This is a genomic window from Corynebacterium pacaense, from assembly GCF_900169525.1.
Taxonomy (GTDB): Bacteria; Actinomycetota; Actinomycetes; order Mycobacteriales; family Mycobacteriaceae; genus Corynebacterium; species Corynebacterium pacaense.
The window spans coordinates 156,427-170,399 of the sequence record NZ_LT821239.1 but is presented as its reverse complement, the minus strand read 5'-3'; the positions used below and the strand labels follow the sequence as shown (position 1 = coordinate 170,399).

Annotated in this window: 16 protein-coding genes and 1 rRNA gene; 10 read left to right on the top strand and 7 right to left on the bottom strand. The window is 64.0% G+C overall.

From position 1 onward, the window contains the following. Positions 1–80: 80 nt before the first annotated feature. A 5S ribosomal RNA gene (gene rrf / locus B7E02_RS01010) occupies positions 81–197 on the top strand. A gap of 177 nt (positions 198–374) precedes the next feature. Here the strand turns inward: rrf and B7E02_RS01005 are convergent. Next, a complete protein-coding gene (locus B7E02_RS01005) occupies positions 375–1,376 on the bottom strand; it encodes a pseudouridine synthase (protein WP_080791982.1) in 1,002 nt (333 codons plus the stop codon). Between B7E02_RS01005 and B7E02_RS14260 the strand changes: the two genes are divergently transcribed. The 4 genes from B7E02_RS14260 to B7E02_RS00990 all read left to right on the top strand — a co-directional run bounded on the left by B7E02_RS14260 (position 1,375) and on the right by B7E02_RS00990 (position 3,970). Then, positions 1,375–1,512 carry a hypothetical protein gene (locus B7E02_RS14260; RefSeq protein WP_179129623.1) on the top strand — a complete coding sequence of 46 codons (138 nt, stop codon included), beginning with the start codon at positions 1,375–1,377 and terminating at the stop codon, positions 1,510–1,512. The two genes, B7E02_RS01005 and B7E02_RS14260, sit on opposite strands and share 2 nt — an antisense overlap. 238 nt (positions 1,513–1,750) lie before the next feature. After that, positions 1,751–2,647, top strand: a complete 897-nt coding sequence (locus tag B7E02_RS01000) for a universal stress protein (RefSeq protein ID WP_080791978.1) — start codon at positions 1,751–1,753, stop codon at positions 2,645–2,647. Positions 2,648–2,882: 235 nt separating this feature from the next. Beyond that, a complete protein-coding gene (locus tag B7E02_RS00995) occupies positions 2,883–3,143 on the top strand; it encodes a GlsB/YeaQ/YmgE family stress response membrane protein (protein WP_080791975.1) in 261 nt (86 codons plus the stop codon). 188 nt (positions 3,144–3,331) lie between these two features. Beyond that, positions 3,332–3,970, top strand: a complete 639-nt coding sequence (locus tag B7E02_RS00990) for a TetR/AcrR family transcriptional regulator (RefSeq protein WP_425429780.1) — start codon at positions 3,332–3,334, stop codon at positions 3,968–3,970. Here B7E02_RS00990 and yidC read toward each other — a convergent pair. Further along, on the bottom strand, positions 3,962–5,152 hold the full coding sequence (gene yidC, locus B7E02_RS00985) for a membrane protein insertase YidC (protein ID WP_080794334.1): 1,191 nt from the start codon (positions 5,150–5,152) through the stop codon (positions 3,962–3,964). The genes B7E02_RS00990 and yidC overlap by 9 nt on opposite strands. A 186-nt stretch (positions 5,153–5,338) precedes the next feature. On the opposite strand from yidC, the gene B7E02_RS00980 reads away from it, so the two are divergent. Further along, positions 5,339–6,223: a class E sortase gene (locus B7E02_RS00980; RefSeq protein ID WP_425429779.1), complete on the top strand. Its 885-nt coding sequence runs from the start codon at positions 5,339–5,341 to the stop codon at positions 6,221–6,223. Continuing rightward, positions 6,224–6,376, top strand: a complete 153-nt coding sequence (locus tag B7E02_RS13895) for a hypothetical protein (protein WP_143336586.1) — start codon at positions 6,224–6,226, stop codon at positions 6,374–6,376. 13 nt (positions 6,377–6,389) lie between these two features. Here the strand turns inward: B7E02_RS13895 and B7E02_RS00975 are convergent, their stop codons facing one another. Beyond that, positions 6,390–6,992, bottom strand: a complete 603-nt coding sequence (locus tag B7E02_RS00975) for a DUF2020 domain-containing protein (protein ID WP_080791969.1) — start codon at positions 6,990–6,992, stop codon at positions 6,390–6,392. Here B7E02_RS00975 and B7E02_RS00970 point away from each other — a divergent pair. Next, positions 6,991–8,262 (top strand): sensor histidine kinase, encoded by a 1,272-nt coding sequence (locus B7E02_RS00970; RefSeq protein ID WP_080791962.1) that lies wholly within the window; start codon positions 6,991–6,993, stop codon positions 8,260–8,262. The two genes, B7E02_RS00975 and B7E02_RS00970, sit on opposite strands and share 2 nt — an antisense overlap. A 97-nt stretch (positions 8,263–8,359) precedes the next feature. Next, positions 8,360–8,998 carry a LuxR C-terminal-related transcriptional regulator gene (locus B7E02_RS00965; protein ID WP_080791955.1) on the top strand — a complete coding sequence of 213 codons (639 nt, stop codon included), beginning with the start codon at positions 8,360–8,362 and terminating at the stop codon, positions 8,996–8,998. 21 nt (positions 8,999–9,019) lie between these two features. Here B7E02_RS00965 and B7E02_RS00960 read toward each other — a convergent pair whose 3' ends face one another. Further along, positions 9,020–9,658 (bottom strand): DUF6474 family protein, encoded by a 639-nt coding sequence (locus B7E02_RS00960; protein ID WP_080791951.1) that lies wholly within the window; start codon positions 9,656–9,658, stop codon positions 9,020–9,022. An 84-nt stretch (positions 9,659–9,742) separates the two neighbouring features. Here B7E02_RS00960 and B7E02_RS00955 point away from each other — a divergent pair, with 84 nt between their 5' ends. Further along, on the top strand, positions 9,743–11,245 hold the full coding sequence (locus B7E02_RS00955) for a TM0106 family RecB-like putative nuclease (RefSeq protein ID WP_425429770.1): 1,503 nt from the start codon (positions 9,743–9,745) through the stop codon (positions 11,243–11,245). Here B7E02_RS00955 and B7E02_RS13890 read toward each other — a convergent pair. From B7E02_RS13890 to B7E02_RS00940, 3 genes are all read right to left on the bottom strand, one after another. Continuing rightward, entirely contained in the window at positions 11,242–11,535 is a 294-nt protein-coding gene (locus B7E02_RS13890; protein ID WP_080791945.1) for a hypothetical protein, read from the bottom strand. The genes B7E02_RS00955 and B7E02_RS13890 overlap by 4 nt on opposite strands. A 301-nt stretch (positions 11,536–11,836) precedes the next feature. Beyond that, a complete protein-coding gene (locus B7E02_RS00945) occupies positions 11,837–13,081 on the bottom strand; it encodes an MFS transporter (protein ID WP_080791942.1) in 1,245 nt (414 codons plus the stop codon). 129 nt (positions 13,082–13,210) lie between these two features. Next, positions 13,211–13,813 carry a superoxide dismutase gene (locus tag B7E02_RS00940; protein ID WP_080791939.1) on the bottom strand — a complete coding sequence of 201 codons (603 nt, stop codon included), beginning with the start codon at positions 13,811–13,813 and terminating at the stop codon, positions 13,211–13,213. Positions 13,814–13,973 lie beyond the last annotated feature (160 nt).

The window sequence follows — 13,973 nt, the reverse complement described above, 5'->3', positions numbered from 1 at the left end:
GCGTCCACTATGCAGTGTCTGGCATGACACACGATCGCCTACCATGTTGTGTGGTGGTGTGTGGTTGCCGTTGTGGTTGTGTCGGTGGTGATAGTAGCAGGGAAACGCCCGGTCCCTTTCCGAACCCGGAAGCTAAGCCTGGTTACGCTGATGGTACTGCACTCGGGAGGGTGTGGGAGAGTAGGTTACCGCCGACCTAAAACTTAAAAAGATTGTTAAAGCAGAAGTAGTGTGTGGTCCCTGTGTGTTGGTGATTCCCCCGTGGCTTGTTGGTCGGGAGGGTCACCACACAGGGACCACACACTTTTTTTACCCCGGGCCTTTTATGGCCCGAACGGCGTGCCTCCGAATGATCCTTTCAGGGGGCACGCCGTTTACATCATTCCCATGCCCCGTGTAGAGAGGAAGCGGCGGTCCAGGCCACTCACCGGATCCCTGAAGGTCAGGGTGCGGGCGATCAGGTGCATGGGAATAGCCATGTCCTCGTCGTCGACGGAGTGCAGGATCGGATAGAGAGGATCACCCAGAATCGGCACGCCCGCGTCCCTCATGTGGATGCGCAGCTGGTGGGTCTTTCCCGTCTCCGGCGCGAGCACGTAGCGACCCTGTGGGGGCAGCGGTCCGTGGAGGGCCTCGAGCTGCCGTTGTTCCGCATCGCTTACCGGCGCGATCGACACAACCCTCGTCCGCGCGTTGGCGGAACCGTCTACCACGTAGGCCTGGACCTCGCCGCGTGTCTTTTCGATCCGGGACTCCCAGATGAGCGGCTCCGGGCATGCGGCGAGCTGCTCCGAGTAGTCCGCGATGGCCTCATAGGTCTTCATCGCCTCCCGCCTGGCGAACAGCGTCTGATAGGCCCCGCGCAGCTCCGGCCGGGCAACCATCACCAGGACCCCGGAGGTCAGTCGATCCAGGCGGTGCGCCGGGGTGAGGTCATGATTGCCGGTGAGCTTGCGCATCTTCACCAATGCGGTTTCGGTGATGTGGCGTCCCCGCGGCATGGTGGCGAGATAGGGGGGTTTGTCGATGACCAGTAGATCATCATCCCGGTGGATGATCCTGATCTCATAGGGGACCGGTGTCTCCGCGGCGGGGATCCGGTAGAACCAGATGTCGGCACCGGGGGTCACCAGATCATCGGGCGCGTAGGCCTGACCCCTGAGATTGACCACCTCGCCGTCGGCGAAGCGCTGGTGGAGGGCGCGCTCATCGTCGCCGGGGGCGCGGTGGCGCTGCCTGTCGATGAGGAAACGTACGAAGTCAATCGCCTTCATGGGGGGTTCCTCAACGGGGAGTTTCACCCTGGAGGGGTTCAGGCCGTCACGAATCGGCAGCGGCGCCATGGCCCTGGATTTTTGTACTATTCTGTTGTTCATGGATTTCAACGCAATCATTAATCCCATCATCGAATTCTTCTCAACCGGCGTCGGGCAGATCATCGCGCAATGGGCCAGGGTGATCTTCGACCTGATCTACCCGGCGAATGCCGACGCCCCCGTGATCCAGGGCTGAAACCAGGGTTGGCCATCCGGTACCACAATACGGACTGATCCGGTCCGGATCCCCATCGGTGCATAGCCCCTAGCGGGTGAACGCCACGCTGCGAACTTTGTCACTGCCCTTTCACCCCCGTTACCGGTAGTAACCAGACACTGGGACCGGATATGCGCGTTATACTTGGGGTGTCAGAGTTAGAGAACCGCACAGGAGCGTGAGCTGCGGTTCGTTGCGAAGAAAGGTCGGCAAAGTCATGGCCACTGAGAACATTGTTGTCGTTGCGGTTGACGGGTCGGAGGCATCGAAGCAGGCCGTTCGATGGGCCGCGAACACAGCCAACAAGCGCGGGATCCCGCTGCGGCTGGCGTCCAGCTACACCATGCCGCAGTTCCTCTACGCGGAAGGGATGGTACCCCCGCAGGAGCTTTTCGACGACCTCCAGTCCGAGGCCCAGGAAAAGATCGAGGAGGCACGGAAGGTGGCCCACGAGGTCGCCCCGGACATCAAGATCGGCTACACCATCGCTGAGGGCAGTCCCATCGACATGCTCCTGGAGCTCAGCAACGATGTCACGATGATAGTCATGGGTTCGCGTGGTCTCGGTGGCCTCTCCGGAATGGTGATGGGTTCGGTCTCCGCCGCAGTGGTCAGCCACGCCAACTGCCCCGTGGTCGTCGTCCGCGAGGACAGCGCGGTCAACGAGAACACCAAGTACGGCCCCGTGGTCGTCGGTGTCGATGGCTCGGATGTCTCCAAGCAGGCCACCGAGTACGCCTTCGTCGAGGCGGAGGCACGCGGCAGTGAACTGATCGCCGTCCACACCTGGATGGACATGCAGGTCCAGGCGTCCCTGGCCGGATTGTCCGCAGCCCAGCAGCAGTGGGACGAGGTGGAGCGCGAGCAGACGGCGCTGCTGGAGGAGAACCTCGCCCCCTTCATCGCCGAGCATCCCGGGGTGCCCGTGAAGAAGGTCATCACCCGTGACCGTCCGGTCCGGGCGCTCGCCGACGCCGCCGAGGGCGCACAGCTCCTGGTCGTCGGTTCCCATGGACGCGGCGGTTTCAAGGGTATGCTCCTCGGATCGACCTCCCGTGCACTGCTGCAGTCCGCACCGTGCCCGATGATGGTGGTCCGTCCGCACCACAAGTAGGACTCTCCGAGCCGGCCCGGTTTCCGCTGCGAACACCGGGCCGGTTTCGCACTCCCGGAGCGATCCATCGTCAAATAATAAGCTCGGAGTTACTATTGGAGTACCTTTAGGTAACAATCCATGATTTTCCCCCTTCCGCGACCCCATGCGGACGGCTCAGCGCCTACCTTGGGGTTCATACCCGGCAGAGGAAATTCTGCGTGGGACATGAAGTCATAGCGAAGGAGATCATGACATGACTCTCGGACTCAGTTTTGTTGCCTGGATAATCATCGGCGGACTTGCAGGCTGGATCGCCTCCAAGATCAAGGGGACCGATGCCCAGCAGGGCATCCTCCTCAATATCGTTGTCGGTGTTGTCGGCGGCCTCATCGGAGGTTGGCTGCTCGGCCTCTTCGGAGTCGATGTGGCCGGAGGTGGATGGATTTTCAGCTTCCTCACCTGCCTCCTCGGCGCGGTGATCCTGCTCTCCCTGATCAGGTTGGTCAGGAAGTAGCCGGGCCCGACACTAGCTACCCACGGCCCACGGGTTCCATAACCCGGGGCCGTTTTTTCATGCCCGGATAACGGGTTGGCAAAATGGGGGAAAGTCACGGTAAATTAAATCTGAACGAACCGGTTTGTCTATATTAGACTCAGACCCAACAGGAATCCGAAAGGACGTGGCCGAACGTGGCAGCCAGCGTGTCAAGCAAGAGCAGGACGGGAGCGGGTGCGGGTGCGGGAACCCGCCGAAGGAATCGACCCAGTCCCAGGCAGCGTCTTCTCGACAGCGCCACCAACCTGTTCACCGCCGAGGGCATCCGCGTCATCGGAATCGACCGCATCCTCCGCGAGGCGGATGTGGCCAAGGCCAGCCTCTACTCCCTGTTCGGTTCCAAGGACGCACTGGTGATCGCCTATCTCGAGGCGCTCGACCAGAACTGGCGGGAGGCCTGGCATGTCCGTGCCGATCCCCATGCCGATCCGGAGGACAAGATCCTCGCCTTCTTCGACCAGTGTCTCGAGGAGGAACCGAAGAAGGGGTTCAGGGGTTCGCATTTCCAGAGCGCTGCCAATGAGTACCCGAGGCCGGAATCGGACAGCGAGAAGGGGATCGTCGCGGCGGTTATGGAACACCGACGCTGGTGTCACCAGACCCTGACAGATCTACTCACCGAGAAGAACGGCTACCCGGGAACGACCCAGGCCAACCAGTTGCTCGTGTTCCTCGACGGCGGGCTCGCAGGCTCCAGGCTGCTTCAGGATGTCGGACCCCTGGAAACCGCCCGCGATCTGGCCAAACAGCTTCTGTCGGCGCCTCCGGCCGACTACTCAATCTAGGTCGGGGTCCTCCGGGGTGCCGGCGGCGGCGTCGTTACGCTGTTTTTTCTCCTTGCGCGCCCTGCGGCGCGCGAGTGAGCCTTCGATCTTCTCCTGATTGATCCTGCGGCGCGACTCCGAACGCTTGGCGGCCAGTTCCTTCCTCTCGGCCCTGGCGACCGCCCTGTCCTCCTTGTACGCCCGTGTCAGCTCCACATTCTCGGCATGGAGCTGGGGGATGCGGTGCGGTGCCAGGATCATCCTGCCGCGGTTTCTCCGCCTGCTGCGCTTGAGCAGGCGTTTCTCCGACTGACGTCTGCGGTACTCGGCGCGTCGCTCGGCGTTGTACCGCCTGAAGTTCTCGTCGAGCGGGTACCTGTGCTCGAGAAGAAAATGCATGACGAAGGTCTGTGCCGTGGTCCACAGGTTGTTGGCGAACCAGTACAGTGCAATCGCCGTGGGGAACGGGCCGGTCAGACCCAGCAGCAGCGGGAAGACCGGCGCCAGCACGCTGATCGCGATGACGAATTTGAGCATTCCGATGGAGACGGGGGAGTTCCAGTCGTTGGTCTGCAGATTCCTGAAGATCGACAGCGCCATGTTCGCGGCGGTGAAGATCGCGGCGAGGATGAGGAATGGTAGAACGAAGTCGAGGACCTCCGAGCGGGTGGTCGAGAGGAAATCCAGCTGCTCCGGCAACATGGAGACGTAGGCGGGCAGCGGCACGTTGTCGATGCGACCGTTGAGGAAGGACCGGACCTCATCGGCAGTGAGGAAACCGATGGGGTGCAGAGCCGGGTTCTCCAGGCCGCCCTCGGGTCGTGCCATTCTCAGCAGCACCTGGTACAGACCGATGATCGTGGGCAGTTGGATGAGCATAGGAATACAGCCGGCCAGCGGATTGATGCCGTACTCCTGGTTGAGATCCTTGTTCTTCTGCTGCATCTCCCGGACGGAATCCTCATCGAAGCGGCCCTCGTACTCCTCCTCGATCGCGGCCCGCAGCGGCCGGATCCGCGCCGCCAGACGCCCGGATTTGTACATCTTCCAGCTGAACGGCGCGATGATCGCCCGGACGGTGATCACCAATCCGAAAAGTGAGTAAAACCAGGCCAGGTCATCGGCGATTCCGAAGCCGTTATGGAGCAGGAGATGCCACAGTTTCATCACACCGGACACCGGGTAGATCAGAAATTCCAGCAACTTGAGCAACGTCCTTCCATAAGCCGTGCCTGCGCGCACAGCTGCGGGGTCTACAATCAACGGGGCGGCGACGGCCACGGCGGCGCAGCGACTACGTATCCTGCTTTCGGCAGACGCATCTTCCGATTCTCACTCGCTCATGGTACGTGGCCACGCCTCAGGGTACATAGTTGATCGGAGTTGGAGCTGGTGTCGAAAATTGGGGAGTCGGGGCGGGCCAATGGCGGGGCGCATCCCCGACCCGGCGGTGCAGCCACGGCCAAAGCTGGTGCAGCCACGGCCAAAAGCCGGGAACGGCCGCGGGTCCGGGCATCGCAGGTTCTTGGTGAGGTTCTGGTCATCATCGGTGCCCTGATCCTGTCCTTCGCCTTCTATGAGGCCTACTGGACGAATCTGGAGTCCGGGCGGAGGCAGGAGGCCGCGGCCGAGAAACTCGATCAGAGTTGGGATGAGCAGCGGATCAATCCCCGTGGCCATCTGACCCCCGACCTCGGCGAGGCCTTCGCCCGGATGTACATCCCCGCATTCGGATCCGATTTTCACTTCGCAATCATCGAGGGTACCCAGGACGAGGATCTCCTCGCCGGTCCCGGACGGTACGTGGATTCCCAGATGCCCGGTGAACCGGGTAATTTCGCGGTCGCGGGGCACCGGGTGGGCAAGGGCGCGCCGTTCAATGATCTCGATGAACTCAACACCTGCGACGCCATCGTCGTGGAAACCTCCACCAGCTGGGACGTCTACCGTGTCATGCCGATGGCGGGGGACGCCGCGGGCAGGCGCGCGGAGGCTGCACCCTGCTTCAGCGAGGCACAGGTGCAGCGTATGGCCGGGGGAGACTACTCCCGGGTACCCGGGCGCCAGATCACCACACCCGATCACATCGAGGTCATCCATCCGATTCCCGATCAGGCGGACACCGCAGCCACTCCGGATATGGAACCGTTGCTCACCCTGACCACCTGTCATCCGCAGTTCTCCAACGCCGAACGCATGATCATCCATGCGATGCAGGTGGAGAGCATTCAAAAGAGCGGGAACACCCGCCCCGCAGTCCTGGAGGAGAGCTAGATGTTTTCACTGTTGTGGTACTACCTGCCGGGTCCGGCGCCGGTGAAGGCACTTATCGTGGTGGCTCTGCTGGTTGCCGTCTTCCTTCTGCTTATGGAAGTCGTCTTTCCCTGGGTGTCCACCCTGATGCCCTACAACGACGTGGCCTTCTAGCGGTTCCCGCGGGCTAGAGTCCGAGCCGAGCGATCACCTCCTCGGCGACCAGCTGCGCCTTGAGGGACTGTTCCTGATTGGTAAAGACCACCACTGCGTTGTTGTCCCTGGCCACCGCGTAGACCGCACCCTGTGTGCCAGCCCCGCCGCGGCGTCCGCCGGTCCACCCCTCGGGTTTGTCCGCAAGTTCCGTAGAGTCGACGGGTGCGGCCCAGTCCACCACGTCCATCGCCTCGTTGAAGCTTCCCGTGGTGCGCACGATGACGCTGAGCTGTGGCTCCTGCGGGTAGGACCAGAACACGCACGCGGGGATGTCGAAGGTGCCGTCCACGCCCACGGCGGTGACGCGCTGGCCGTTGGTGTCGGCCACCCACTCGGTATCCAGGTAGGGGCATTCGACCCAGGAGTCCCTGGCTACCTGGGGGAGCTTGTCGACGCCCGCACCGCCGTCCACCGCCGGCGGCGCCTGCTCCACCGTATCCACGGTGGCCACAGTGTCCCCGGTGTCCCCGGTGTCCCCCGCATCGGGCTTATCCGAGCAGCCACCGAGCAGCAGCAGGGACGATACCGCCAGCGTGCTGGTTTTCCACGCGAGGCTGGGTATTGTACGACTCATGCAGTCAAGTGTAGAAGGTGGGCGTGACACGCCCGCCAACGAGCCTGATGTGGAGATGCCCGCGGGCCAGGACACCCAGCCGGGGGCAACCAGCTTCCGCAACAGTATCCACATCCTCACCGCGGTGCTACTGGTGGTCGGACTCGGCGCCTCCGCGCGGCTGACCCTACCCATCTTCGCCCTGTCCTGCGTGCTGCTATTCGTGTGGGGCGCACTGTACTTCTACGGCTCCTCCACCGGCGCCACAGTCAGCCACGGCAGGCAGCTGGCATGGCTGTTCCTGCTCACCCTGGTGTGGGTGATCATGCTCCCGATCGTGCCGATCGCCGTCTACATCGTCTTTCCCCTCTTCTTCCTCTATCTCCGGGTGATGCCGGACATTCGGGGAATCGTGGCGGTGGTCGGAGCCACCGCCGTGGCAATCGTCAGCCAGTATCCGGTGGGCCTGACGGTCGGCGGGGTGATGGGACCTTCGGTGGCCGCGCTGGTCACCATCGCCATCGACTACGCATTCCGCACCCTGTGGCGGGTCAACCACGAGAAGCAGGAGCTGATCGATCAGCTGATCGAGACCCGCTCCCAGCTGGCCGCCACAGAGAGGAGCGCGGGTATCGCGGCCGAACGGCAGCGCATCGCCCATGAGATCCACGACACGGTCGCCCAGGGTCTGTCCAGCATCCAGATGCTGCTCCACGTCGCGGAGCAGGAGCTGGTTGCGGGCGGTGACGGCGGTGCCGGAACCGACGCGGCGCTGCACAAGATCCGTCTCGCGCGCTCAACCGCCTCCGACAATCTGGGCGAGGCGCGGGCGATGATCGCGGCGCTGCAGCCGGCGGCGCTGGCCAAGACCTCACTCGAGGCTGCGCTGGGCAGGGTCACCCAGCCACTGCTCGGGATCAACTTCTTCATCAGCGTCGACGGCGATGAGAGGCAACTTCCGATGAAGACCGAGGCCACCCTGCTCCGGATAGCCCAGGGTGCGATCGGGAACGTCGCCAAGCACTCGGAGGCGAAGAACTGCCACGTCACGCTGACCTACGATGAGAACCAGGTCCGGCTCGATGTCGTCGATGACGGGGTGGGGTTTGATCCGGAGCACGTGCGTCAGCGTCCCGCCAGCCTGGGTCACATCGGGCTCGATGCCCTCCGGCAGCGCGCGGCCGAACTCAACGGGGAGGTCGTCGTCGAGTCGGCGCACGGGCAGGGCACCGCCGTATCCGTGGCGCTGCCCGTTGAATTCAAGGTTGAGGGTGAACAGGCGCTAAACTAAGGGCCGACTCATCTGCCAAACAAACTCTTGACGGGTGCACGCGCCGCCGCAGCCAGGGACAGGCGCACGCGCCCATTGGGAAGGACCTTTTCACACAATGATTCGCGTGCTACTCGCCGATGACCATGAGATTGTCAGACTCGGTCTCCGCGCCGTGCTGGAAAGTGCAGATGACATCGAGGTTGTCGGGGAGGTCTCCACCGCCGAAGCCGCCGTTGAGGCCGCCCTGGGGGGTGGTATCGATGTGATTCTCATGGACCTGCGCTTCGGCCCCGGTGTCCAGGGCACTCAGGTGTCCACCGGTGCCGATGCCACCGCCACGATCAAAAGAAGCATCGATGATCCGCCGAAGGTGCTCGTGGTGACCAACTACGACACCGACGCGGACATCCTCGGTGCCATCGAGGCTGGTGCCCTTGGTTATCTGCTCAAGGATGCGCCTCCAAATGAACTGCTGGCCGCCGTGCGCTCGGCGGCGGAGGGCGATTCCACGCTCTCACCGATGGTGGCCAACCGGCTTATGACCAGGGTGCGCACCCCGAAAACCTCACTGACCCCCCGTGAGCTCGAGGTGTTGAAACTGGTTGCCGGTGGCTCATCGAACCGGGAGATCGGGCGTATCCTCTTCCTGTCCGAGGCGACGGTGAAATCCCACCTGGTGCACATCTATGACAAGCTCGGGGTCCGCTCGCGGACCTCTGCGGTGGCTGCGGCCAGGGAACAGGGTGTGCTCTAGCCGGAATCAGCAACCGCGGATCTATTTCGCATCCAGCAGACGGTCCTGGATCTGATCGGAGACCTGGTTCAGGTCGCGGGAGATGGTCTGGTGTGCACGGGTGCGCTGCTGGGGGGACATGTACTCGGCGTTGTCCACGGCCGCATCGAGTTCGTTGAGACGCTCCTCCACGTCGAGGAGGAAGCCGCGGGGCAGCCCGGAGCTGTTCGCGCTGTCCCGCACGCCCGCGATGCGGGCCTTCAGCGGTGCGCCGTAGCCGGCGAACTCGCTGAGCTGTTCGGTGGTGACGCCTACCTTCCGGGCGCGGTTCTTTAACAGCTGGTCGCGGGCCTGCGTGGTCAGCTGGTAGACGAGGGGGAGCAGCAGCGGAATCAGCAGACGCGCCGCCCCGCTCCAGCGCCTTAACCTCGCCGCGTTGACCCGTCCCTGTTTGCGCTGCTCCAGGACGTTCTTCGCGAGCTTGAGCTCATGCTTGTTCTTGGCCTTCAGCCCCTTCTGCTCGGCCTTGAGGAGGTTGCGCTCCTGCTGTGCCAGCAGCTTCTCCCGCCTGAGGTCCAGCTTCGCTCGGGCCTTGGAATCGGCCTTCGCCTTTGCCTCGGCGGCCCTGATCTCTGCCTTGGTCTTCGCCCGGGCGGAACGGATGGCTTCGAAGATACCCATGTGCTCGTCACTTTCTCAATCTGTCGGTGCGGATCACGACTTTCGATTCAACTTTACCCACGAATGTGCAATAAGCTCATGTCCGTGTGCAAGAGGCGGGATGAACGGCTGGAGGCGAGTGACCTCGTCGGCTGCCGCTACCGCTGTCTCCAGCGGCGCCGGTTCCCGGAGATCCCCCCGCTGGAGACGTCCCTTCAGCGCAGGGTGCGCAGGGAGGCGGGGCTGGCGGAGGTGTTCCGGCTGCTGCCGTCATCTGCGACATCGGGGCGCAAGCGTGGTAACTTCCTGCGCATCGATCTTGATCCGCAGGCCGAACTGGCGGAGTTTGAGACCCTGGAGGCCATCGCATCCGGTGCGGACCTGATCACCAACGCGGTCTTCGGTGGCGCGGACTGGGTGGTCACCGTCGATGTACTCGTCCGTGGCGCCGACGGCGACTACCTTCCGGTGATGGTGAGCAACCACCGCGTGGCCAGACCAGACCCGCATGCGCAAATGCTGGCGATTGCCACCTCACGGCTGGGAATCGGTGAGCCCCTGCAGGTCGCCGCCGCGCTGCGGCATCACACCGTCGACGGGTACCGCCTCTGCCTCGCGGTGCGCGGGTTGGCGGAGGTGGGCGTCGATACGCAGGTCGGTGCGGTGATCGGGCAGGACCGAAACCGGGCGTACCTGGTCGATGTGTCGCGGTACGCGGCCGCGGCTGAGCGGGCGCTGGCGAGCCCGCCGCCGGCCGCGCCGCGCCGCGTCAAGGAGTGCGCGAGCTGCCGTTTCTGGGTCGTATGCGAGCCGGAGCTGCGCGCCGTCGATGACATCAGCCTCTTTCTCTCCGGGGACCGTGCGGATGCCTACCGGCGGCGCGGTATCACCACCACGCAGCAGCTCATTGACGCCTCGCTCGGCGAAATCTCCCGCATCGCCACCGCCTGGCGCGCCGGCATTCCGGTGCTGCGCCGTCAGGAGCGCACCACCGCGCCGCGTTTCGACGTCGAGATCGACATCGATGTCGAGGCCTACCTCGACCTCGGCGCCTACCTGTGGGGAACCTACGACGGCGGGGACTACCTGCCGTTCGTCATCTGGGAGGGCCTCGGTGGCCGGGCGGAGGCGCAGAACTTCGCGGATTTCTGGGCGTGGCTGATGGCGCGCAGAGATGCCGCCAGGCGGCACGGCCAGACATTCGGGGCCTTTTGCTACGCCAGCAGTGGCGAGAACCACTGGCTGCTCTCCAGCGCGCGGCGCTTCCACGGGATGGTGCCCGGCGTCCCGGACGAGCAGCAGGTGCGCGCCTTCATCGCCTCGGATCAGTGGATCGACATGTTCAAGGTGGCCCGCACCCAGCTCATCGGCCCCGGCGGGCTGGGACTTAAGCAACTGGCGCCGGCCTCCGGTTTCCACTGGGCGGAGAAGGATTTCGCGGGCGAGGATTCCCTCCACGCCTATCTGATCGCCTCGACCTCGCAGGCAGCGGAGGCGGAGGCCGCCCGTGGGCAGCTGCTCAGTTACAACGGTGATGACTGCCGCGCCACCGCGGCGGTGAGGTACTGGCTGCGCCGTGGTGCGGCCTCCGCGCCGGTCCTCGGCTAGGCGGGTGCGGGCTGAGGAAGGACACGCGGGCCCATTCCCTGCGCGCGCTGAACTGCGATGGTGCACCATCCTTCCATAGGCGCATCGATGATGCCGACGGTGACGGTGGTCTCCCCGCCCGGCGTCACGCGGCCGGTCCGGGCGCCGTTGGCGAAGGCGAGATCGTGGACCGTGTCATCGACGTTGAACCAGGGTGATCTCGAGTTCCTTTCCGGTGCGTGCCACCACCGATCGTGGTGGGCAGCAGGAAGCTCAGCGCTTCGATGAGCAGCGGAGGTGATCAGGATCATGTGGATAAGGCTGCCTAGCAGCCACACGGGGGCGCTGGTGGCGGAGACCGCGGCGAAGTCCGGGCCACGCCACCATGCTTATCGACGCCCCGGCCCACGCCACCACCGGCAGCGGCCAGGCCACGGCGTAGACGATCAGAGGGAAGGGTCGAAGGCGGGCGCGGTGCGCGATATGGAAGGGACGAGAAGGAGGCGTTCGTGCCGGTGCCCGGCGGGGCGGGCCGCTGCGACTCATGGTTCAACAGTAGCCAGGATAGTAACCGCGGAACAGACCATGGAAAACCTTTTGAGCGGGGTTTTCTCAGCCCCGGGCGGCGCTGTGGCTGGGTGGCGATGTGGTGCTGCCGATGGTGCGCCTGCCCCTGTCCAGCCGGGCCAGCGCCACGGAGATGGCCAGGGTGACCAGCAGGAGCAGCAGCAGCCAGCCGATGAACAGGGTCCAGGGGGCGTGGCTGAAGACGAAGCCGGAGACCCAGCCGAGCAACGACGAGCCGACATAGTAGCAGAACAGGTACATGCTCGACGCCTCCGCGCGGTCCCCGGTGGCGATGATCCCGATCCAGCCCGAGGCAGTCGAGTGCAGCGCGAAGAACGCCGCGGTGACCGCGAAGAGGCCGAGGATCGTCAGGGTGAGGCTGTCGGTGGCGATCAGCAGCGCCCCGATGATCATGATCACCGCCATGGTCACCATGGTGCGGCCGGTGCCGATGTGTTCGCGCAGGACGCTGACCCGCGCGGAGCTCCAGGAACCGGAGAGGTACATGATGAACACGGCTCCCACAAGGGCCTCGCTCAGGCCGAAGGTGTCGATCATCCGGAACCCGAGGTAGTTGTAGAGCGAGACGAATGTGCCCATGATCAGGAACGCGGTGATGAACAGCAGAGCCAGGCGCGGATTCCGCCAGTGTGCGCCCATCGCGGCGAACTCCCGGCGGATGCGGATCTGCTTGGGTGTGAAGCGTTTCTGTGCGGGCAGCGTGACGGCCATGACCACGGCGAAGGTGAGGGCGGACAGGGAGGTGCCCAACAGGGCGCCGCGCCAGTCGGTGATCTCCAGCAGTCCGGCGGGGATGATGCGGCCGGTCAACCCGCCGACGGCGTTGCCGGCGATGTAGATGCCCATGGCGCGGCCGAGATCGCGGGGGCGGATCTCCTCACTGAGCCAGGTCATGGCGACGGCGGGAACCCCCGCGATCAGCGCGCCCTGCAGGGCGCGGAGGGCGATCAGTGCCTCGATACCCGGGGCGAAGGGGAGGAGCATGCCGACTATGACGGTGGCCAGTGCGGAGATGATGAGCACCCGCCCGCGTCCGAAGCGTTCGGAGAGGATGGATGCCGGGACGATGCACACCGCCAGCATGCCGGTGGTGGCGGATATGGTCAGCGCCGACTGGGTCGGGGTGATCCCCAGTTCCGTGGTCAGTGTCGGGAGCATGGCCTGGGTGCAGTAGAGCGCGTTGAACGTGGCCAGGCCGGCCGCGAGCATGGCGACAACGGCCCGGCGGTATGCGGTCGATCCGCGCTGAATGCCTTCATAAACGTCCATGGAACAATCATGCGCCCGCGACTGTGATTAGTAAAATGTTAGAAATGGCAGATTATAATCCAGAAAATGAATACCATAGCGCATGAAAAACCGCCCCGGTGAAACGGGGCGGAACTGTGACCGGGTGCCCTACTTGGAGGCGGCGGCGAAACGCTGTGCCACGTCGTCCCAGTTAAAGACGTTCCAGACTGCCTTGACGTAATCAGCCTTGACGTTCTTGTACTGCAGGTAGAAGGCGTGCTCCCAGAGGTCGAGAAGCAGCAGCGGGGTCAGGTTGATCGAGATGTTGCCCTGCTGGTCGGTCAGCTGCTCGACCACGAGGCGGCCGGCGATGTGGTCGTATCCCAGGACGGCCCAGCCGGAGCCCTGCAGTCCGAGTGCCGCAGACGAGAAGTGATCCTTGAACTTCTCAAAGGAGCCGAAGTCGCGGTTGATGGCCTCGGCCAGCTCACCGGTGGGCTCGCCGCCACCATTGGGGGAGAGGTTCTTCCAGAAGATGGAGTGGTTGGTGTGTCCACCCAGGTTGAAGGCGAGGTTCTTGGACAGTGCGCGGATCTGATCCGGGTTGGTGCCCTCCTCGCGTGCCTTCTCCAGTGCCTCCAGGGCGGCGTTTGCGCCGGCAACGTAGGTTGCGTGGTGCTTGGAGTGGTGCAGCTCCATGATCTCAGCGGAGATGTAGGGCTCGAGAGCGTCGTATGCGTAATCGAGTTCCGGAAGTTCATAAACAGCCATGTGATGTCCTTTCGTTGGGTTCGGCACCGAGCATATACAGATTTCGGCGAACCGTCATCAGGTGCCACGGTTCTCCATGATAGGCGCCTTTGTTGATTTGGCAACGACTTTTATCCACCGCCTAAGAATGGTCGGCGGACCGGGCCCCGGGTCGGCCATC